At 72.3% G+C, this 17,966-nt stretch carries 19 protein-coding genes, 1 tRNA gene and 1 other RNA gene; 11 read left to right on the top strand and 10 right to left on the bottom strand.

The annotated features are described in order from the left end of the window. Positions 1-21: 21 nt before the first annotated feature. From ffs to IE168_RS07230, 3 genes are all read right to left on the bottom strand, one after another. Positions 22-118: signal recognition particle sRNA small type (gene ffs / locus IE168_RS07240), an RNA gene on the bottom strand. A 220-nt stretch (positions 119-338) separates the two neighbouring features. Beyond that, positions 339-536, bottom strand: coding sequence for a heavy-metal-associated domain-containing protein (locus IE168_RS07235; RefSeq protein WP_189496702.1), 198 nt, complete (start codon positions 534-536; stop codon positions 339-341). Between the two features lie 50 nt (positions 537-586). Beyond that, positions 587-922, bottom strand: coding sequence for a helix-turn-helix domain-containing protein (locus tag IE168_RS07230; protein ID WP_229823227.1), 336 nt, complete (start codon positions 920-922; stop codon positions 587-589). 99 nt (positions 923-1,021) lie between these two features. On the opposite strand from IE168_RS07230, the gene IE168_RS07225 reads away from it, so the two are divergent. The 3 genes from IE168_RS07225 (at position 1,022) to cueR (ending at position 5,087) form a co-directional block, all read left to right on the top strand. Continuing rightward, positions 1,022-2,158 (top strand): alkene reductase, encoded by a 1,137-nt coding sequence (locus tag IE168_RS07225; RefSeq protein ID WP_189496701.1) that lies wholly within the window; start codon positions 1,022-1,024, stop codon positions 2,156-2,158. A gap of 230 nt (positions 2,159-2,388) precedes the next feature. Beyond that, positions 2,389-4,671 (top strand): heavy metal translocating P-type ATPase, encoded by a 2,283-nt coding sequence (locus IE168_RS07220; RefSeq protein ID WP_189496699.1) that lies wholly within the window; start codon positions 2,389-2,391, stop codon positions 4,669-4,671. An 11-nt stretch (positions 4,672-4,682) separates the two neighbouring features. Then, positions 4,683-5,087, top strand: coding sequence for a Cu(I)-responsive transcriptional regulator (gene cueR / locus IE168_RS07215; RefSeq protein WP_189496935.1), 405 nt, complete (start codon positions 4,683-4,685; stop codon positions 5,085-5,087). Between the two features lie 86 nt (positions 5,088-5,173). Here the strand turns inward: cueR and IE168_RS07210 are convergent. Further along, positions 5,174-5,266: transfer RNA gene (locus IE168_RS07210), tRNA-Ser, on the bottom strand. 208 nt (positions 5,267-5,474) lie between these two features. Between IE168_RS07210 and dnaX the strand changes: the two genes are divergently transcribed. The 4 genes from dnaX to IE168_RS07190 all read left to right on the top strand — a co-directional run bounded on the left by dnaX (position 5,475) and on the right by IE168_RS07190 (position 8,763). Continuing rightward, complete coding sequence (gene dnaX, locus IE168_RS07205; protein ID WP_189496697.1) at positions 5,475-7,319, top strand: DNA polymerase III subunit gamma/tau; 1,845 nt, start codon at positions 5,475-5,477, stop codon at positions 7,317-7,319. 1 nt (position 7,320) lies between these two features. Next, on the top strand, positions 7,321-7,641 hold the full coding sequence (locus IE168_RS07200) for a YbaB/EbfC family nucleoid-associated protein (protein WP_189496694.1): 321 nt from the start codon (positions 7,321-7,323) through the stop codon (positions 7,639-7,641). A gap of 69 nt (positions 7,642-7,710) precedes the next feature. Then, positions 7,711-8,307: a recombination mediator RecR gene (recR, locus tag IE168_RS07195; protein WP_189496692.1), complete on the top strand. Its 597-nt coding sequence runs from the start codon at positions 7,711-7,713 to the stop codon at positions 8,305-8,307. Between the two features lie 108 nt (positions 8,308-8,415). Continuing rightward, on the top strand, positions 8,416-8,763 hold the full coding sequence (locus IE168_RS07190; protein ID WP_189496690.1) for a histidine triad nucleotide-binding protein: 348 nt from the start codon (positions 8,416-8,418) through the stop codon (positions 8,761-8,763). Positions 8,764-8,799: 36 nt separating this feature from the next. On the opposite strand, the gene IE168_RS07185 is transcribed toward IE168_RS07190, so the two are convergent. Genes IE168_RS07185 through IE168_RS07170 form a run of 4 tightly spaced genes read right to left on the bottom strand, consistent with a single transcriptional unit; the run spans position 8,800 to position 13,184 of the window. Then, positions 8,800-9,279, bottom strand: a complete 480-nt coding sequence (locus IE168_RS07185) for a Slp family lipoprotein (protein WP_189496687.1) — start codon at positions 9,277-9,279, stop codon at positions 8,800-8,802. A 35-nt stretch (positions 9,280-9,314) separates the two neighbouring features. Then, a complete protein-coding gene (locus tag IE168_RS07180) occupies positions 9,315-11,258 on the bottom strand; it encodes a transglutaminase TgpA family protein (RefSeq protein WP_189496686.1) in 1,944 nt (647 codons plus the stop codon). Further along, complete coding sequence (locus IE168_RS07175; RefSeq protein WP_386659233.1) at positions 11,251-12,228, bottom strand: DUF58 domain-containing protein; 978 nt, start codon at positions 12,226-12,228, stop codon at positions 11,251-11,253. The genes IE168_RS07180 and IE168_RS07175 overlap by 8 nt, the downstream gene beginning before the upstream one ends. Positions 12,229-12,230: 2 nt before the next feature. Further along, complete coding sequence (locus IE168_RS07170) at positions 12,231-13,184, bottom strand: AAA family ATPase (RefSeq protein WP_189496684.1); 954 nt, start codon at positions 13,182-13,184, stop codon at positions 12,231-12,233. A 47-nt stretch (positions 13,185-13,231) separates the two neighbouring features. Between IE168_RS07170 and IE168_RS07165 the strand changes: the two genes are divergently transcribed. After that, the gene (locus IE168_RS07165; protein WP_189496681.1) at positions 13,232-15,088 is read left to right on the top strand and encodes a glycosyltransferase family 39 protein; all 1,857 of its coding nucleotides are present in this window, start codon (positions 13,232-13,234) and stop codon (positions 15,086-15,088) included. A gap of 3 nt (positions 15,089-15,091) precedes the next feature. On the opposite strand, the gene IE168_RS07160 is transcribed toward IE168_RS07165, so the two are convergent. Together IE168_RS07160 and IE168_RS07155 are read right to left on the bottom strand one after the other, a co-directional pair. Then, positions 15,092-15,664 (bottom strand): Maf family protein, encoded by a 573-nt coding sequence (locus IE168_RS07160; RefSeq protein WP_189496931.1) that lies wholly within the window; start codon positions 15,662-15,664, stop codon positions 15,092-15,094. A gap of 5 nt (positions 15,665-15,669) precedes the next feature. Further along, the gene (locus IE168_RS07155; RefSeq protein WP_189496679.1) at positions 15,670-16,032 is read right to left on the bottom strand and encodes a hypothetical protein; all 363 of its coding nucleotides are present in this window, start codon (positions 16,030-16,032) and stop codon (positions 15,670-15,672) included. 135 nt (positions 16,033-16,167) lie between these two features. Between IE168_RS07155 and IE168_RS07150 the strand changes: the two genes are divergently transcribed. The 3 genes from IE168_RS07150 to IE168_RS07140 are packed head-to-tail and all read left to right on the top strand — an operon-like array spanning position 16,168 to position 17,936. Next, positions 16,168-16,692: a YceD family protein gene (locus IE168_RS07150; protein ID WP_189496677.1), complete on the top strand. Its 525-nt coding sequence runs from the start codon at positions 16,168-16,170 to the stop codon at positions 16,690-16,692. 48 nt (positions 16,693-16,740) lie between these two features. Further along, positions 16,741-16,935, top strand: a complete 195-nt coding sequence (gene rpmF / locus IE168_RS07145; RefSeq protein ID WP_189496675.1) for a 50S ribosomal protein L32 — start codon at positions 16,741-16,743, stop codon at positions 16,933-16,935. An 8-nt stretch (positions 16,936-16,943) separates the two neighbouring features. Continuing rightward, positions 16,944-17,936, top strand: coding sequence for a beta-ketoacyl-ACP synthase III (locus IE168_RS07140; RefSeq protein ID WP_189496673.1), 993 nt, complete (start codon positions 16,944-16,946; stop codon positions 17,934-17,936). Positions 17,937-17,966 lie beyond the last annotated feature (30 nt).

The raw sequence follows: 17,966 nt of genomic DNA, 5'->3' as shown, positions 1-17,966 counted from the left end.
CAGTGGTCCGGAATGGAGGCAGCCCCGCCGACTGGCCTCGGCACCCGCGTCGATCGATACCGTTGCTGCCTTCCGGCCCTGGCGGGGTTTTCGACCTAGCGTCGCGAGGGGCCGACGGGGCCACCATGGAAATCATGCGGGCATGCCGTTGCGGCGTGCCGTTGAAACCGGTCCAACCGGTTGAACCAGTTGGCATTCACGCATCGGGCTGGCGCCCTGTTCCGTGAGCCCGCCATTCTAGCGGACTGGGCGCAGGCGCAGCCAGCCCCGGCGGGTCGGATCCGCTTCGTGCCTGGGGCAGGGCGCCAGGAGCAAGCGCGCTCCCGGCGCCCCGACGGCTACCGGCCCGGTGCGTCGGTGACCTTGTAGCCCGCCTCTTCGATGGCGCTGCGCACGGCGGCCACGTCATCGATCCCGCTCACGTGCACGGTGCCGGCCGACAGGTCGACCACGGCCGTGCCGCCAAGCCCGGCGACCGCTTTCTGGACGGCGCGCTCGCAATGGGCGCAGGTCATGCCTTCCACGTTCAGTTGCATTGCTCTTTCTCCAGTCGGGGGAAATGCGTCGGGGACCATTGTCAGGTTTGTCACCGTGGAAAGGTCAACGCCTGTGGCGGGTGTTGCGCGGGACGTGGCCGGCTGACTTCGCGGAACGTGCGCCGGTAGTGCGACGGCGTGGTGCCCAGCTGCGCCGCGAACTGCTGGCGCAGGCCCAGCGGCGTGCCGAATCCCGCCTCGCCGGCGACCGCCTCGATCGGCATGTCGGTGGTTTCCAGCAGCTGCTGCGCCCGCGCGACGCGCTCGGCGTTCAGCCACTGGGTGACGCAAAGGTCATCGCCACGGACGAGTACCTGGCTGCAGCGGCAGCGTAAGGACGGCGACCAGCCCGTGTGGCTCGCGTGGCGAGAGCGCCAGCGAGCCACCCAACCGCTCCGCGATGGATCGCACTGTTCGGGATCCTGCGCTGGTGCGGCACGGCGAAGCCGCCATCTGGGAGGATTCTTCCTTCATGGAACTCCTTCATGTCCGACCTGTTCACCCCCTTCAACCTGTCCGGCCTGGACCTGGCCAACCGCATCGTGATGGCACCGATGACCCGCGCCCGAGCGCCGGAGGACATCGCCACCGACACCATCGCGCTGTACTACACCCAGCGCGCCACCGCCGGGCTGATCGTCAGCGAGGGGACGCCGGTGTCGCGCGAGGGGCAGGGCTACCTGTTCAACCCGGGCATCTTCACCCCGGAGCAGATCGAGGGCTGGCGGCTGACGACGCAGTCGGTGCACGCGGTCGGTGGCCGGATCTTCGCCCAGCTGTGGCATGTCGGGCGGATGTCGCATCCGTCGATCCAGCACGAGGGCCGGGATCCGGTCAGTGCCTCGGCGAAGCAGCCGGCCAACTCGCATGCCTTCGGCTATGACGCCGACGGCAATCCCGGCTTCATCCCGCCCGGGGTGCCGCGCGCGCTGGACACCGACGAGATCGCGCGGGTGGTCGCGGACTTCGCGCAGGCCGCGGCCAACGCCATCGACGCCGGCTTCGACGGCGTGGAGATCCACAGCGCCAACGGCTACCTGTTCGAGCAGTTCCTCAACCCGCACGTCAACGCGCGCAGCGACCGCTACGGCGCCGCCAACATGGACGACCGCCTGCGCTTTGCGCTCGAGGTGGTGGACGCGGTTTGCGCCCGCATCGGCGCCGCGCGCGTGGGCGTGCGCATCTCTCCGTACGGCCGCTTCGCCGACATGCCGCACCACGACGAAATCGACGCCACCTACCTCGCCTATGCCCGGGCGCTGGGCGAGCGCGGGATCGCCTACGTGCACCTCAACGACCAGGTCGGCCCCGGCACGCAGTCGGAGGAAGCCCGGGAGATCGCCGCGCGTTTCCACGCCCTGCTGGCCGGCATCCGCAAGGCGCTGCCGACCACCACCGCGGTCATCCTGGCCGGCAGCATGACCCGCGAGCGCGGCGAACAGCTGCTGGGCGAAGGCATCATCGACCTGGTTGCCTTCGGACAGCCGTTCATCGCCAACCCGGACCTGGTGGCGCGGCTGGAGAACGGCTGGCCCCTGGCCACGCCCGACCGCGAGACGTACTACGGAGGCGACGCCCGGGGGCTGGTCGATTACCCGCCGTATGCCCGATCCATGGAGTGAGGTTTGCCAGAAGCTGATCGCGAACCTGCTGGCGTTCCGGCGGCCGGTCCCGTGCTGGCCGCCGGTCTGGCGAGGGCCAGCGACATCGCGATGGCGCGGATCAGGACGTTGGTCTGCATGGGGTTGCTCCGGTTGGGGAATGACATGCAGCCATTGTGGGAAGGTCGGGCTTGACCTTGCCATGATGTCAAGGTCCATGCTGCCGCCATCGTCTGAAGGAGGATCCGGATATGGGCAGTTCCCCGAAGGGGGCCACGACGGTCGAGTTCAACGTGGACGGCATGACCTGCGCGTCCTGCGTGGGCCGGGTCGAGCGCGGGCTCAAGGCCGTGCCCGGCGTCGTCGATGCCGCGGTCAACCTCGCCACCGAGCGTGCGACCGTGCGTGGCACCGCCAGTGCAGAGGCGTTGCTGGCGGCGATTGCACACGCCGGCTATGAAGCGCGGCCGGTCGACACCGCCGCCCCCGGCGCCGACGATGAGGCCGCCGCGCAGCGCAAGGACGCCGAGCGCGAAGGCCTGCGCCGCGACCTGCTGCTGGCCACCGCGCTGGCGCTGCCGGTGTTCCTGCTGGAAATGGGCGCCCACCTGCTGCCGGGCGTGCACGGCCTGATCGAGCGCAGCATCGGCATGCAGGCGAGCTGGTACCTGCAGTTCGCGCTGACCACGCTGGTGCTGGTGGTCCCCGGCCGGCGCTTCTACCTCAAGGGCTTCCCGGCGCTGGCGCGGCTGGCGCCGGACATGAACTCGCTGGTGGCGGTCGGCACCGCCGCGGCCTGGGGCTATTCGGTGGTCGCCACCTTCCTGCCGCAGCTGCTGCCCGCCGGCACCGTCAACGTGTACTACGAAGCCGCGGCGGTGATCGTCGCGCTGGTGCTGCTGGGCCGCTGGCTGGAAGCGCGGGCCAAGGGGCGCACCTCGGAGGCGATCAAGCGCCTGGTCGGGCTGCAGGCCAAGGTCGCCCGCGTGCGGCGCGAAGGCGGCGTGGTCGATGTCCCGGTCGAGCAGCTCGTGGCCGGCGACCTGGTGGAAGTGCGCCCGGGCGAGCGCGTGCCGGTGGACGGCGAGGTCATCGAAGGCGGCAGCTACGTGGACGAATCGATGATCACCGGCGAGCCGGTGCCGGTGGAAAAGAGCGCCGGCAGCACGGTGGTCGGCGGCACGGTCAACCAGACCGGCGCCTTCACCCTGCGCGCGACCGCCGTGGGCGGGCAGACCATGCTGGCGCAGATCATCCGCATGGTGGAGCAGGCGCAGGGCGCCAAGCTGCCGATCCAGGCGCTGGTGGACAAGGTCACGCTGTGGTTCGTGCCGGCGGTGATGGGCGCGGCGCTGCTGACCTTCCTGGTGTGGCTGGTCTTTGGCCCATCCCCGGCGCTGAGCTTCGCCCTGGTCAACGCGGTGGCGGTGCTGATTATCGCCTGCCCCTGCGCCATGGGCCTGGCCACGCCGACCTCGATCATGGTCGGCACCGGGCGCGGCGCCGAACTGGGCGTGCTGTTCCGCAAGGGCGAGGCGCTGCAGCTGCTCAAGGACGCCCGGGTGGTGGCGGTCGACAAGACCGGCACGCTGACCGAGGGCCATCCGGTGCTGACCGACCTGGACGTGGCCGAGGGCTTCGACCGGACCCGGGTGCTGGCGGCGATCGCCGCGGTGGAGTCGCGTTCCGAGCATCCCATCGCCCGCGCGATCGTGACAGCGGCGGAAGGCGAGGGCCTGGAACTGCCGGCGCTGGCCGATTTCGAGTCGGTCACTGGCATGGGCGTGCGCGCGGTCGTGGACGGCGTGCGGGTGGAGGTCGGCGCCGACCGCTGGATGCGGGAGCTGGGCCTGGACGTCACCACGTTCGGCGCCTCCGCGCAGCGGCTTGGCAGCGAAGGCAAGTCGCCGCTGTATGCCGCACTCGACGGCCGGCTGGCCGCGATCGTGGCAGTGTCGGATCCGATCAAGCCCAGCTCGAAGGCCGCGATCGACGCCCTGCACGGGCTCGGCCTGAAGGTGGCGATGATCACCGGCGACAACGCGCGCACCGCGCGGGCGATCGCCGACCAGCTGGGCATCGACGAAGTCGTCGCCGAGGTGCTGCCGGCCGGCAAGGTCGAGGCGGTGCAGCGGCTGCGCGCCAGCCACGGCACGCTCGCCTTCGTCGGCGACGGCATCAACGACGCGCCCGCGCTGGCCGAGGCCGACGTCGGCCTGGCGATCGGCACCGGCACCGACGTGGCGGTGGAGTCGGCCGATGTGGTGCTGATGTCGGGCAGCCTGCAGGGCGTGCCGACCGCGATCGCGCTGTCGAAGGCGACCCTGGGCAACATCCGCCAGAACCTGTTCTGGGCCTTCGCCTACAACACCGCGCTGATCCCGGTCGCGGCCGGCGTGCTGTACCCGGCGTTTGGCCTGCTGCTGTCGCCGATCTTCGCCGCCGGCGCGATGTCGCTGTCGAGCGTGTTCGTGCTCGGCAACGCCCTGCGCCTGCGCCGCTTCCAGCCCCCGGCGGGCGCTAGGATCCACTGATGGACAGCGAGATGAACATCGGCCAGGCGGCCCGCGCCTCCGGCGTGTCGGCCAAGATGATCCGCTACTACGAGAGCAACGGCCTGTTGCCGCCCGCGGACCGGACCGCGGCCGGCTACCGCATCTACTCGGACGCCGACGTGCACCGGCTGCGCTTCGTGCGCCGGGCACGCGACCTGGGTTTCCAGATGGCGGAGATCTCGGAACTGCTCGGGCTGTGGAACGACCGCTCGCGGCACAGCGCCGATGTCCGCAAGCTCGCCCGGGCGCATATCGGCGAGCTGCGCGGGCGCATGGAACAGCTGCAGCAGATGGTGGACACGCTGCAGGAGCTGGTCGATGCCTGCGCCGGCGACGATCGCCCGGATTGCCCGATCCTGGCGGGACTGGAGCACGGCGGGCCGGGGCGCTGCTGATCCCTCCGGAACATCAGGCGCAGGAGGTCTTCGGGCAGGGTGGGGGCCGGAACTGCTTGGCCGGAGCCGCAGGCTGTTGCGAAAACTGGCGGAGAGAGGGGGATTCGAACCCCCGAAGCGCGGTTTAGACGCTTACACACTTTCCAGGCGTGCTCCTTCAACCACTCGGACACCTCTCCGCACCTGGTCCGTACGCTGTGCCTGCCTTGGCGCGACCGTACGGGACCCGGAATTCTATCCTCCCGGGGCTGGCGGGGACAAGGAATACCGGAGCGCGGAGGCACACGGTACGGCCGGTCAGCCGACAAGGCGGAAGGCGCGACGCTTTTCCCCACCTCCGCCTTACTCGGTCGTCGCCCGCTTCGGCCAGCGTGGCAGAATGACCGCATGTCCTACCTCGTCCTCGCCCGCAAGTGGCGCCCGAAGCGGTTCGCCGAGCTGGTGGGCCAGGAACACGTGGTCCGCGCCCTGGTCAACGCGCTCGATTCCGGCCGCGTCCACCACGCCTTCCTGTTCACCGGCACGCGCGGCGTGGGCAAGACCACGATCGCGCGGATCTTCGCCAAGAGCCTGAACTGCGAGCGCGGCGCCTCCAGCGACCCCTGCGGCGAGTGCGAGACCTGCCAGGCCATCGACGCCGGCCGCTACATCGACCTGCTCGAGATCGACGCGGCGTCGAACACCGGCGTCGACAACGTCCGCGACCTGATCGACAACGCGCAGTACATGCCCTCGCGCGGCCGCTACAAGGTCTACCTGATCGACGAAGTGCACATGCTCTCGAAGGCGGCGTTCAACGCGCTGCTGAAGACGCTCGAGGAGCCGCCGGAGCACGTCAAGTTCCTGTTCGCGACCACCGACCCGCAGAAGCTGCTGGTGACGGTGCTGTCGCGCTGCCTGCAGTTCAACCTCAAGCGCCTGGAGGAGGAGCAGATCCGCGGCCAGATCGCGAAGATCCTCGGCGCCGAGGGCATCGAGGCCGAGGCTGGCGCGGTGCGCCAGCTGGCGAAGGCGGCCGACGGCAGCCTGCGCGACGGGCTGTCGCTGCTCGACCAGGCGATCGCCTACAGCGGCGCCGGCGCCGGCAGCGCGCTCACCGACCAGGCGGTCGCGACCATGCTCGGCTCGGTCGACCGCACCCGGGTGGCGGCCCTGCTCGCCGCGCTTTCAGAGGACGACGGCGCCGGGCTGATGGCGACGATCGAGGTGCTGGCGGGCTTCTCGCCGGACTGGGGCGGCGTGCTGGACGCATTGGCCGAAGCCCTGCACCGCATACAGGTGAAGCAGCTGGTGCCGGGCAGCGAGGTCGAGGCCGATGGCATCGATGTCGATGCATTGGCCGCGTCGCTGCGTCCGGAGCTGGTGCAGCTCTGGTACCAGATGGCGGTGTCCGGCCGCCGCGACATCAACCTGGCACCAAGCGCGCGGGTGGGCTTCGAGATGAGCCTGCTGCGCATGCTGGCGTTCCGGCCGGGAGAGGCGGGGACGGGCGCATCGCCCGGCGCGGGCGGGAGCGCCGCCAGCGGCGCCGGTGCGGGGGCAGGTTCGGGCCGCTCGGCCGCCGCGGCCGCGCGTGCGGCGCTCGAAGGCGCGGCGTCGGCGCGCGCGGACGGGCCGGCCCGCCCGCCATCGATGCCGTCGCCAGCGCCATCGCCGCCCCCGCCGCCCCCGCACCGTCCGGCGCCTGCGCCGTTCGACGATGCGCCGCCGTGGCCGGAAGTGCCGCCGCAGCGTGCCGAGGCGCCTCGCGCGCCGGCCGCCGCGCCCGCGCGCCCCTCGCCCCCGCCTGCCGCCGCCGCGCCGGTGTCGCCGGCACCCGCCGGGGCGATGGCTGCGTCGCTCGATGCCGGAACCTGGCCCGACCTGGTCGCCGCGCTGGACCTCCGCGGCCCGGTGCGCGAGCTGGCCGCCAGTTCGGCGTTCATCGCGCGCGAGGGCGAGGTGCTGCGTCTGTCGCTGCCCGAGTCCGACGACCACCTGCGCGCGCCCTTCCTGGTGCAGCAGCTGGCCGCTGCGCTGGGCGCGCGCTGGGGCGCGCCGCCGCAGATCCGCTTCGAGGCCGGCGCGCCCGCCGGCGACACCCTGCACGCGCGCAACGAGCGCGTGCGCGATGAACGCCAGGGCGCCGCCGAAGCCGCCTTCCACAACGATCCGCACGTGCGCCGCCTGGTGGAGCAGGGCGCGCGCCTGGTGCCGGATTCGATACGACCGATCCAGGAACAGGAGCACTGACATGCGTGGAAACATCGCCCAGCTGATGCAGCAGGCGCAGAAGATGCAGGAAAACCTGCAGAAGGCGCAGGCCGAACTGTCCAACCTCGAAGTCACCGGCAGCGCCGGCGGCGGCATGGTCAGCGTCACCCTCAGCGGCACCAAGGAGTGCCGCAAGGTGCGCATCGATCCCAGCGTGCTGGCGGATCCGGAAATGGCCGAGGACCTGATCGCGGCCGCCTTCAACGACGCCAGCAACAAGGTCGATGCCGAGTCGCAGGCGCGGATGGGCGCGGCCACCGCCGGCATGCCGCTGCCGCCCGGCATGAAGATGCCGTTCTGAGCAGGCGCGTCCGAAGCGCTCGTGTGGCATGAGCGAGCCCTGTGAACATGCCCTTGTGAACGTACCCCGATGAGCGTTCCCCTCCTCGAACAGCTGGTCGAGGCCTTCCGGGTGCTGCCCGGCGTCGGCCAGAAGACCGCGCAGCGCATGGCCTACCACGTGCTCGAGCGCGGGCGCGACGGCGGCCGGCGCCTGGCCGCGGTGCTGGGCGAAGCCGTGGAGAAGATCGGCCACTGCGAGCGCTGCCGCGATTTCAGCGAGACGCCGCTGTGCCCGACCTGCGCCAGCGTCTCGCGCGATGCGCACCTGCTGTGCGCGGTGGAATCACCCGCCGACCGCCTGGCGATCGAACAGGCCACCGGCTACCGCGGCCTGTACTTCGTGCTGCAGGGCCGGCTGAGTCCGCTCGACGGCGTCGGCCCGCGCGAACTCGGCCTGCACCTGCTCGGCGAGCGCCTCGCCGAGGGCGAGGTGCAGGAACTGATCATCGCCACCAACCCCACGGTGGAAGGCGAGGCCACCGCGCACTACCTGGCGCAGCTCGCGCGCCAGCACGGCGTGCGCCCCAGCCGCCCCGCGCACGGCCTGCCGCTGGGCGGGGAGCTGGAGTACGTCGACCGCGGCACGCTGTCGCATGCGTTTGGCAGCCGCGGCGAGATGGCCTGAGCCCTGCGGCCTGAGGCCTGCAGCCGGCGCCGCGGCAGCGCCGCAGCGGCGTGCCGACGGAAGCGAAGCGCTACCATCGCGGCAACGTCCGCTGCCAGGTCCTTCGCGATGAGCACCATCTTCCACCGCATCATCAACCGCGAACTCCCCGCCGACATCGTCTACGAGGACGAGCACCTGATCGCCTTCCGCGACATCGCGCCGCAGGCGCCGGTGCACGTGCTGTTCGTGCCCAAGGTCGACGTCGCCACGCTCAACGACCTGGCGCCGGACCAGGCCGAAGTCGTCGGACGCCTGGCGGTGGCCGCGGCGGCATACGCGAAGCGGGAAGGCTTCGCCGAGGACGGCTACCGCATCGTCATGAACTGCAACGAGGACGGCGGGCAGACGGTGTTCCAGATCCACCTGCACCTGCTGGCGGGTGCGCCGCTGGGCCGCTTCGGCACGTCCGGCTGACGCACCAGGCGCGACACGTCGCCGCCGTGGCGGCTCCTACCAGTAACCCCACCACGGCCACGGCGCCGGCCGCGTGACCAGGCTGCGCTCGCGCTTGGGCCACAGGTAGACGATGTCCGCGTCCACCAGCGGGAAGCGGTAGCTGTAGCCGCCGATGCTGCGGCTCTCGTGCCCGGCCAGGCGGCCGGTGAAGGTCACTTCGCGGTTCACTTCGAACACCGCCGGGTCGTAGAAGCCGGCGCGGCAGGCGATGAAGCGGCCGCCGGTGTCGTCGCTCGCCCAGTACGGGCGCCCGTAGTGGTCCAGGCGCGTGGACACCATCTCGAAGCAGGTGCTGTCGGCGCGCGGCTCGACCTGGACGATGCGTCCGCCCCAGCGCACGGGGCTGCCGGTGGCGTCGGTTTCGGCGGCGTCGCGCGGCGTCAGCGCGGCGTATTCGCCCTGCAGGGGCTTCGGCTGCGACGCGCATGCGCCGAGCAGCGCGATCGCGGCCAGGGCGAGAAGGGTGGTGCGCATGGGGGTCTCCATTCGGGTCCGGGCTTGGGCCGTGGTCACGGCCGGTGGGCGCGCAGGTCGCGCAGCAGGTCGCGTACGCCGTCCTGGGCCGGAGCGTAGCGCCAATCGCTGAAGCGCGCGGTGAGCGGCAGCAGCGCCGCCGAGCGCGGGCGCAGCGCGACCACGCGCGCGGCCCAGTCGGAGGCCGTCTCGTGGCGATGCCGCGCCAGGCCCAGTCGCGCGTAGCGGGCGCCGAGCCGGTGCCAGGCGCGCAGCACGGGATCACGCTCGCGTTCGCCGCGGGCCACCATCCAGAGCATCGCGGCCAGCGCCAGCCCGGCCACCAGCGCGAACAGCAGCACCAGCTGGCGGCTGCCGAGGTCGCCGGCGCCGAAAGCGTGCAGCAGGCGCTGCTGGCGCCCGGCGTCGAAGCCCAGCACCAGGTCGTTCCAGCCGCGGCGCATCCAGTCGCCGATGTCGACCACCGGCGCGAGCGCCTGCAGGCCTCCGGGGCTGCGCGAGGCGCGCTCGGCGATGGTGTCGTAGATGCGCTCGGGCGCCACCGCCGCGGTGGGATCCACGCGCACCCAGCCGCGCTCGGGCAGCCAGACCTCGGCCCAGGCGTGGGCGTCGGAGTTGCGCACGATCCAGTAGTCGCCGAAGGGGTTGCGGTAGCCGCCGACGTAGCCGGTCACCACGCGCGACGGCACGCCGGCCGCGCGCATCAGCACCACGAAGGCGCCGCTGAAGTGTTCGCAGAAGCCCTGCTTCTGCTCGAACAGGAACTCGTCGACGGCGTGGCGGCCGAGCAGCGGCGTGGTCAGCGTGTAGCCGAATTCGCCGCGGATCCACGCCAGGGCGCGGTTGGCGATCGCGGCATCGGCCTGCGCGCCGTCGCCGGCCTCGGCGCGCCATTGCCGGGCGAGCGCGACGGTGCGCGGGTTGAAGCCCTCGGGCAGGCGCAGCGCGGCCTGGCGCAGGACCGGCCGCAGTCCGGTGTCGAACACCGTCGGTGCGGCCGACTGCATGCGCCAGCGCGTGATGGCGGTCAGCGGGCGGCGCGTGGACAGGGTGTGGTCGTAGCCCTGGTGCACGCCGTCCGGCGCTGCCAGCGGCAGTTCGAGCGCGACCAGCATGCGGCGCTCGGTCGGCTCGACCTCGAGTTCGTAGCTGTAGCGCGCGGGGCCGTGTTCGACCGCGGCCGGAGGCAGGGCGCTGAACCAGCGCGAGGCGCTCCACTCGCGGCCGTCGTAGTCCCAGAGCACCGGCCCGCGCCAGTACATCTCCGAAGTCGGCGGTGCGGCGCCGTCGAAGGTGGCACGCAGCGCGGGCCGGTCGTCGGCCATCATGTCGACCCAGTCGCCGGGGCGCATGGTGTCGGACAGGCCGGTGCGGCTGATCGCGCGCTCGGGCACGCCCCACAGCGGCGTCGCCATGCGCGGGAACAGCCAGAACACCGCCAGCGCCAGCGGCAGTCCGATCGCGACCATGGCGCCGACGCGGCGCAGGCGCTCGCGCGGGCGCAGCGTGGCGGTCTCGCCGCTTTCCAGCTCGGCCAGGCGCAGCATGGCCGCCAGCGCGAGCAGGGCCGCGGCCAGGCCCAGCACCAGGCTCACCGGTCCCTGGTCGAGCAGGAAGGTCGCGAACGGCGCGAACAGCGCGAAACCGAGCAGGCTGCGCGCGTCGCGCAGGTTCGTCAGCTCCATCGGCTTGAGCGCGAGCATCGCCGCCAGCAGCGCGCAGCCGGTGTCGCGGCCGAACGAGAATCGCCACTGCGCCAGCACCACCGCGACCAGCGCCAGCGACAGCGCCAGGCGCAGCGGCGCCGGCAGCCGGCGCCACCAGGACAGGGCGCCCACCATCGCCGACACCGCCGCCAGGCCCACCGCCAGCGGCCCGGGCAGCTGCAGCAGCAGCGGCAGCAGGCAGGCCGCCGCCGCGGCCAGGGTCCAGGCGCGTGCCTGGGGATCGAGCGGAAGGCTCCTGCGCGGCTCAGCCATGGCGGATCACGGCGTCGGGGTCGGCCGGCGGCAGCAGCGCCAGCGCGCGCAGGCAGGCGTGGCGGTGCGCCGGACCGCTGGCCGGGCCGATCGCCTGCCGCGGAAGCTGCAGCCGGTAGCGGCGGCCTTCGCGCTCGGCCTCGTCGACCCAGCGCGCCAGGCGGCGGATGCGGTCCTCATGCGCCAACACCAGCGTCGACCAGTCGAGCACGACGTCGGCGCCCTGCGGCTGCTCGTACTCGCGCACCAGCAGCGCGCCGTGGCGCGCGGAGGGTTTCCAGGCGATGGCGCGCCGCGAATCGCCGCGGCGGTAGGCGCGCAGGTGGTGGACGTCGTCGCCCGCGGGATGCAGGCGCGCCTGCGCCGTGTCGCCGGCGCCCAGCGGCAGCGGTGGTCCGCCGGTTTCCGGTCGCGGATACACCAGCAGCGGCGCCGGGGGCCAGGCGTAGGCCCAGGCGCGCGCGATGCCGAGCGGGCGCGTGGTGGACACGGTGATCCGCCCGGGGTGCAGCCAGCCGCGCTGCCGCGTGGGCAGGAGCAGTCGCGCTTCGCCGGCGCCGTCGACCAGCGATGCCGTGGCGACGGCATCGCCCAGCCGCAGCCGCAGGCCGCGGCGCGCACGCGCCGGATCGGCGCGCAGGTGCACGCGCAGCGCCATCGGCGATCCAGCCGCGACCGGATCGGCGTCGACAGCCGTCACCGCCAGCCCCGACAGCTGCAGGTGCGCGGCGAACAGGCTGGTGTTGGCCGCCCCGCCCAGCAGCAGCGCCAGCAGCAGGGCGGGATTGTTGTTGTAGTTGAGCGCGCCGACCAGCATCACCGCCAGCAGCGCGGCGAAGAACGCGCCGAAGGCGGTGGGCAGGACGTAGATGCGGCGGCGGTCGAAGACGACCGGCAGCGGCTCCGGCCCGCGCGGCCGCGCCAGCGCCTCCAGGCGCGCGCGCAGGCCGGACAGCCGCCCGCCCGCCACGGTCAGTCGACCGCGACGGCGTGCAGGATCGCCTGCGCCAGCGCCGCGGCGTCGCCGGCGTCGGCATCGCCGACCAGGCGGTGCGCGGCCACGGCGCCGAACAGCGCCTGGATGTCGTCGGGCAGGACGTGGCCGCGACCCAGCAGCAGCGCGTGCGCGCGTGCCGCGCGCAGCAGGGCGATGCCCGCGCGCGGCGACAGGCCCACGCGCACGCCGGCGTGGTGGCGGCTGCGTTCGAGCAGCGCCTGCACGTAGCGCACCAGCGCGTCGCTGGCATGCACCGCAAGCACCGCTTCGCGCAGGCGCAGCACCTGGTCGGCGCCGAGCACGGGCACCGCCTGCGCGATCAGGTCGCGGCGATCGGTGCCGGCCAGCAGCGCGCGCTCGGCCTCGGGATCGGGATAGCCCAGCTGCAGGCGCAGCAGGAAGCGGTCGAGCTGGGAATCCGGCAGCGGGTAGGTGCCGGCCAGGTCCACCGGGTTCTGGGTCGCGATGACGAAGAACGGCCGCGGCAGCGCATGGGTGGTGCCGTCGACGGTGACCTGGTGCTCGGCCATGGCCTCGAGCAGCGCGCTCTGCGTGCGCGGCGGCGCGCGGTTGATCTCGTCGGCCAGCAGCACGTGCGCGAACACCGGGCCGGGATGGAAGCTGAAACCGCCGCCCTGGGCGTCGTAGACCGACACGCCGACGATGTCCGACGGCAGCAGGTCGGAGGTGAACTGCACGCGCTGGAAGCCCAGGCCCAGGGTCGCGGCCAGCGCATGCGCCAGCGTGGTCTTGCCCAGGCCGGGGAGGTCTTCGATCAGCAGGTGGCCGTCGGAGAGCAGGGCGGTGAAGGCGAAGCGCACCGCCTGCTGCTTGCCCAGTACCAGGGAATTCACCTGCGCCTGTGCATCGTTCAGGGCGTTGCGCAGGGCGTCGGTTAGCATGTCCTGTTTCGCGGACTGGGCGGTCATGCCGGGCTCCGTGTGGCTCCGGCGAAGTGTAGCGAGGTCGTTGCGGGATGCGGGAAAAGATCGATGCGCGCGCGACCTTCGTCGCGCTCTGGTGCGCGCTGCTGCTGCTCAAGGCGGTGGTCGCCGCGCGCCTGCCGCTGTTCGTGGACGAGGCGTTCTACTGGCAGGAGAGCCGCCACCTGGCGTGGGCGTACTCCGATCTCCCGGGCCTCACCGCGTGGCTGATCCGCATCGGCACCACCGTCTTCGGTGAAGGCACGCTGGCGCTGCGCATGCCGTTCCTGCTGCTGGCCTCGCTGGTGCCGTGGCTGGTGGTGCGGGTGACCGCGCGCGAATTCGGCGAGCGCCACGGCTGGCTGGCAGGCATCGCCACGCTGCTGCTGCCGCTGTCGGGGACGCTGGGCCTGATGGCGCTGCCGGACACGGCGATGGTGCTGGCCACGCTGCTGTGCCTGGACGCCGGCGCGCGCCTGCTGCGCGGCGTCGGCTACGGCGCCGCCCTGCAGCTCGCGCTCGGCCTCGCGATCGGAGCGCTGAGCCATTACCGCTTCGCGGCGGTGATCGGCGTTGGCGCGCTCGCGCTGCTGGCGCTGCCGCAGGGCCGGCAGGCGCTGCGCGACCCGCGGCTGTGGATCGCGATCGCCTTCGGCATCGCGGCGTGGACGCCGCTGCTGGCCTGGAACTTCGAGAACGCCGAGGCCGGCCTGCGCTTCCAGCTGGTCGACCGCCATCCCTGGGCCTGGCAGTGGGACGGCGTCTGGTTCATCGCCATCCAGGCGCTGCTGGCCACGCCGCTGCTGTTCGCGGCCCTGCTGTGGGCCGGCGTCCGCGGCGTCCGCGACGACAGCGACCCGGTGCGCTTCATCGCGCTGTGCGGTGGGCTGGTGGTGCTGGGCTTCTTCGTGCTCGGCTTCTTCGCCGACACCGAGCGCGTGAGCTTCCACTGGCCGCTGCCCGGACTGGTCGCGCTGCTGCCGTTGCTGCCGACCCTGCTGCTGCGCTGGCCGCGCTGGCTGCGCGTGCTCACCTGGGCCGGTGCGGGCGTCGGCATGGCGGCGGTGCTGGGGTATTACGCCTTCGTTTCCGTGCCCGACCTGCGTGCCCGCACCGCGGCCATGAAGTGGTACCCGTCCAATTTCGCCGGCTGGGACGTGCTCGCCGATGGCGTGCGCGAAGTCCGCGAGGGCATGCCCGAAGGCACCCGCATCGTGGCCGACAACTTCAAGGTCGGGGCGGAACTGGGCTTCGCGCTGGGCGATGCCGGGATCGAAGTGCTCGAGCACCCGGTCAACCGCCAGCACGGGCGCGCCCCGCAGCTGCGCCTGTGGGGCCTCGAGGCCACCGGCGCCACCGATCCCGGCGGGCCGGTGCTGCTGGTGATCGCCGCCAGCGAGGTCGAATACAAGCACCTGCTGCTGCGCTACCACGCGCTGTGCCGCCGCTTCGGCCCGCTGCCGCCGCCGCGCGTGCTCAACGTCGACCACGGCCGCACCCGCTTCCTGCTGTTCGCCATCGACGGCGGCACGCGTGACCCCGACGCGGCGTGCACGCTGCCGGCGATGGCCTGGGTCGACGCGCCCGTGGCGAATGCCCGGGTCGGCGGCGACTTCAGGGTCGATGGCTGGGCCTTCAAGGACGGCGTCGGCATCGAACGCGTGGAGGTCCTGTTCGACGGCAGCGTCGTCGCCGAGGCCACGTACGGGCTCGCCAGCCCCGGCGTGGCCCGGTACTGGAAGATCTCCACCGATCCGGGCCATCCCGGCGTCGGCTTCTCGGCCAAGGTCGCGCTGCCGCCCGGCAGCGGCGGCACGCACTGGCTCGGCCTGCGCCTGCACGGGCGCGACGGCAGCGTCGAGGACTGGTCGGAGCAGCGGATCGAAGTGCTCGACGCCGCGGCGCACTGAGGCTCAGGGCAGGGCGAGGCCGGCTTCGCGCAGCAGGCGCGCGGTGGCGATCAGCGGCAGGCCCACCAGGGCGGTGGGGTCGCTGGTCTCGATGGCGTCGAACAGCGTGATCCCCAGGCCTTCCGACTTGAAGCTGCCGGCGCAATCGTAGGGTTGCTCGAGGTCGAGGTAGCGCTCGACCTCGCCCCGGGCGAGGCTGCGGAAGCGCACCACGGTGGTGTCCAGGGCGCTGGCCACGCGGCCGCCCAGGGCGATTGCCACGGCGGTGCGGAAGGCCACGCAGCGCCCCGACATCGCCATCAGCTGGGCGATCGCGGCCTCGCGTCCACCCGGCTTGCCGAGCGGCCGGCCGTCGAAATCGGCCACCTGGTCGGAGCCGATCACGCAGTCATGCGGCAGCCGGGCGGCCACCGCGGAGGCCTTGGCCACGGCCAGGCGCAGGGCCAGCGCCTGCGGGGTCTCGTCCGCCAGCGGCGTCTCGTCGACGTCCGGGCGCTCGGTGTCGAAGGGCCATCGCAGCCGCGCCAGCAGCTCACCGCGGTAGCGCGAGGTGGAGGCCAGCACCAGGCGCGGCATCGCGCTCACGGCAGCGGTGCCCGGGCGCGCTCGATGCGGCCGAGCTGGTGGTCGATGCGCGAGCGGGCGGCGTCGATGGACTCGCGCACGGCGTCCAGTTGCCCGCTGGACGCCGAGGCGCCGTGCTGCTGCAGCCACAGGCGCTGGCGCAGCATCTCCTGCATGGCCTCGCGCACCGGGTCGGCGCCGTCCCCGGCCACCGCCTCGATCTCGCTGCGCGCGGTGCGCAGGCGGGCCTCGAGGGCGTCGGCGGCGTCGAGCACGCCGGCCATGGCCCGCCGGTGGCGGTCGTGGCCACTGCGCCGGCGGAAGAGGAGCCAGGCCGCCAGGGCCACGGCGATCGCGATCAGCAGCGCTATCAGGCTCAAACCGGGGGTCTCGCGTGCGGGCCCGCAGTCTGCCGCCGAACCCTCGCGCGAGGCAAATTGCCCGCGGCGACAAGGGTTTGCCGGGATCCCGGCGGTTTGACATGGGTGTGTCCGAGGCATAACATTCCGCGGCTTATGTCCGCAGACGTGCCCGAAGTACTCGACGCCTGGCGCATGGTCGCGGCCCGTCGCGAGTTCGCCGGCCGCCTGCCGTTGTCCGCCATGCCGCGCCTGCGCGAGCTGCTGGTCGATGCCGAGGGCGACGTGGCGTTCACGCTGTCCTTCGACCGCGACGCGCTGCGGGTGCCCTACGTCGAACTGGGGGTCGAGGCGCAGCTGCCGCTGCTCTGCCAGCGCACGCTGCAGCGCTTCGTGCATCCGGTGGCGGTGGTGCAGCGGCTGGGCCTGCTGCGGGCGGGGGACGAGGAGGCCGAGGTCGCCGAGGCCGCGCTGCCGGAGGGCTACGAAGCCCTCGAGGTGGGCGAGGACGGCGCCATCCGCCCCGCGGACCTGCTGGAAGATGAGTTGATCCTGGCGGTGCCGGTGGTGCCGGTGTCGCCCGGATCGGAAAGCGTCGACCGTGACTGGCCGGTCACCGACGACGAGGAGGCGCAGGCCAATCCGTTCGCGGCACTGGCGGCGCTGAAGAAGAACAATTGAGTTGCCCGATCGTCCCGATCACCCCGAATTCGTTGCTGGAGCAATCCCATGGCTGTTCAGAAGTCCCGAGTGTCCCCCTCCCGCCGCGGCATGCGCCGTGCCCATGATTCGCTGAGCGCGAAGCAGCTGTCGACGGACCCGACCTCGGGCGAGACGCACATCCGCCACCACATGACCGCCGACGGCTTCTACCGCGGCCGCCAGGTCATCGTGCCGAAGACCCGCGTCGTCGAAGAAGACTGATTCGCGAAATGAGCGAATCTCCCGTGCCGCGCGTGTATGCGCGCATCGCCGGAACCGGCAGCTACCTGCCGGCCAAGGTCCTGACCAACGACGACCTGGCGAAGTTCGTCGACACCTCCGACGAGTGGATTGCCGCGCGCACGGGCATCCGCCAGCGCCACGTGGCCGCCGAAGGCGAGACCACCGGCGACCTGGCCGTGCATGCCGCCCTGCGCGCGCTGGAAGCGGCGGGCACGGATGCGTCCGAGGTCGAACTCATCGTGGTCGGCACCACCACGCCCGACCTGGTGTTCCCGTCCACGGCCTGCCTGGTGCAGGCGCGGCTGGGCATCGCCGGCTGTCCCGCGTTCGACGTCAACGCCGCCTGCTCGGGCTTCATCTACGCGCTCAGCGTGGCCGAGAAGTTCATCGCCTCGGGCTCGGTGAAGACCGCGCTGGTGATCGGCTCCGAGACGCTCACCCGCATGGTCGACTGGAGCGAGCGCACCACCTGCGTGCTGTTCGGCGACGGCGCCGGCGCGGTGGTGCTCAAGGCCGACACCGAAACCGGCATCCTCAGCACCCATCTCCACGCCGACGGCGCGAAGAAGGAGCTGCTGTGGAACCCGGTGGGCGTGTCGGTCGGCTTCAAGGAAGGCGAGAAGAACGCCGGCGTGCGCATCAACATGGCCGGCAGCGACGTCTTCAAGCACGCGGTCAAGGCGCTGGATGCGATCGTCGAGGAGACGCTCGAGGCCAACGGCATCGACCGCCACGAGATCGACTGGCTGATCCCGCACCAGGCCAACCTGCGCATCATCGAAGCCACGGCCAAGCGCCTGGACATGCCGATGGAGCGCGTGGTCGTGACCGTCGACAAGCACGGCAACACCTCCTCGGGCTCGGTACCGCTGGCGCTGGACGAAGCGGTGCGCTCGGGCAAGGTCGAACGCGGCCAGCTGCTGCTGCTGGAAGCCTTCGGCGGCGGCTTCACCTGGGGCTCGGCGCTGCTGCGCTATTGAGCCGCGCCACATCGCACCACGCAAGGGCCG

It is taken from the genome of Luteimonas padinae (assembly GCF_014652935.1).
GTDB lineage: Bacteria > Pseudomonadota > Gammaproteobacteria > Xanthomonadales > Xanthomonadaceae > Luteimonas > Luteimonas padinae.
This window is presented reverse-complemented; position numbering and strand designations above follow the sequence as displayed.

What these genes read in the sequence shown, in the direction of transcription:
- recR (WP_189496692.1), top strand. Translation starts at nt 7,711, where the DNA reads ATGAGCGTTCCCCTCCTCGAACAGCTGGTCGAGGCCTTCCGGGTGCTG.
- IE168_RS07140 (WP_189496673.1), top strand. Translation starts at nt 16,944, where the DNA reads ATGAGCGAATCTCCCGTGCCGCGCGTGTATGCGCGCATCGCCGGAACC.
- IE168_RS07190 (WP_189496690.1), top strand. Translation starts at nt 8,416, where the DNA reads ATGAGCACCATCTTCCACCGCATCATCAACCGCGAACTCCCCGCCGAC.
- IE168_RS07225 (WP_189496701.1), top strand. Translation starts at nt 1,022, where the DNA reads ATGTCCGACCTGTTCACCCCCTTCAACCTGTCCGGCCTGGACCTGGCC.
- cueR (WP_189496935.1), top strand. Translation starts at nt 4,683, where the DNA reads ATGAACATCGGCCAGGCGGCCCGCGCCTCCGGCGTGTCGGCCAAGATG.
- IE168_RS07180 (WP_189496686.1), bottom strand. Translation starts at nt 11,258, where the DNA reads ATGGCTGAGCCGCGCAGGAGCCTTCCGCTCGATCCCCAGGCACGCGCC.
- IE168_RS07185 (WP_189496687.1), bottom strand. Translation starts at nt 9,279, where the DNA reads ATGCGCACCACCCTTCTCGCCCTGGCCGCGATCGCGCTGCTCGGCGCA.
- dnaX (WP_189496697.1), top strand. Translation starts at nt 5,475, where the DNA reads ATGTCCTACCTCGTCCTCGCCCGCAAGTGGCGCCCGAAGCGGTTCGCC.
- IE168_RS07165 (WP_189496681.1), top strand. Translation starts at nt 13,232, where the DNA reads ATGCGGGAAAAGATCGATGCGCGCGCGACCTTCGTCGCGCTCTGGTGC.
- IE168_RS07160 (WP_189496931.1), bottom strand. Translation starts at nt 15,664, where the DNA reads ATGCCGCGCCTGGTGCTGGCCTCCACCTCGCGCTACCGCGGTGAGCTG.
- IE168_RS07220 (WP_189496699.1), top strand. Translation starts at nt 2,389, where the DNA reads ATGGGCAGTTCCCCGAAGGGGGCCACGACGGTCGAGTTCAACGTGGAC.
- IE168_RS07235 (WP_189496702.1), bottom strand. Translation starts at nt 536, where the DNA reads ATGCAACTGAACGTGGAAGGCATGACCTGCGCCCATTGCGAGCGCGCC.
- IE168_RS07200 (WP_189496694.1), top strand. Translation starts at nt 7,321, where the DNA reads ATGCGTGGAAACATCGCCCAGCTGATGCAGCAGGCGCAGAAGATGCAG.
- rpmF (WP_189496675.1), top strand. Translation starts at nt 16,741, where the DNA reads ATGGCTGTTCAGAAGTCCCGAGTGTCCCCCTCCCGCCGCGGCATGCGC.
- IE168_RS07150 (WP_189496677.1), top strand. Translation starts at nt 16,168, where the DNA reads ATGTCCGCAGACGTGCCCGAAGTACTCGACGCCTGGCGCATGGTCGCG.
- IE168_RS07170 (WP_189496684.1), bottom strand. Translation starts at nt 13,184, where the DNA reads ATGACCGCCCAGTCCGCGAAACAGGACATGCTAACCGACGCCCTGCGC.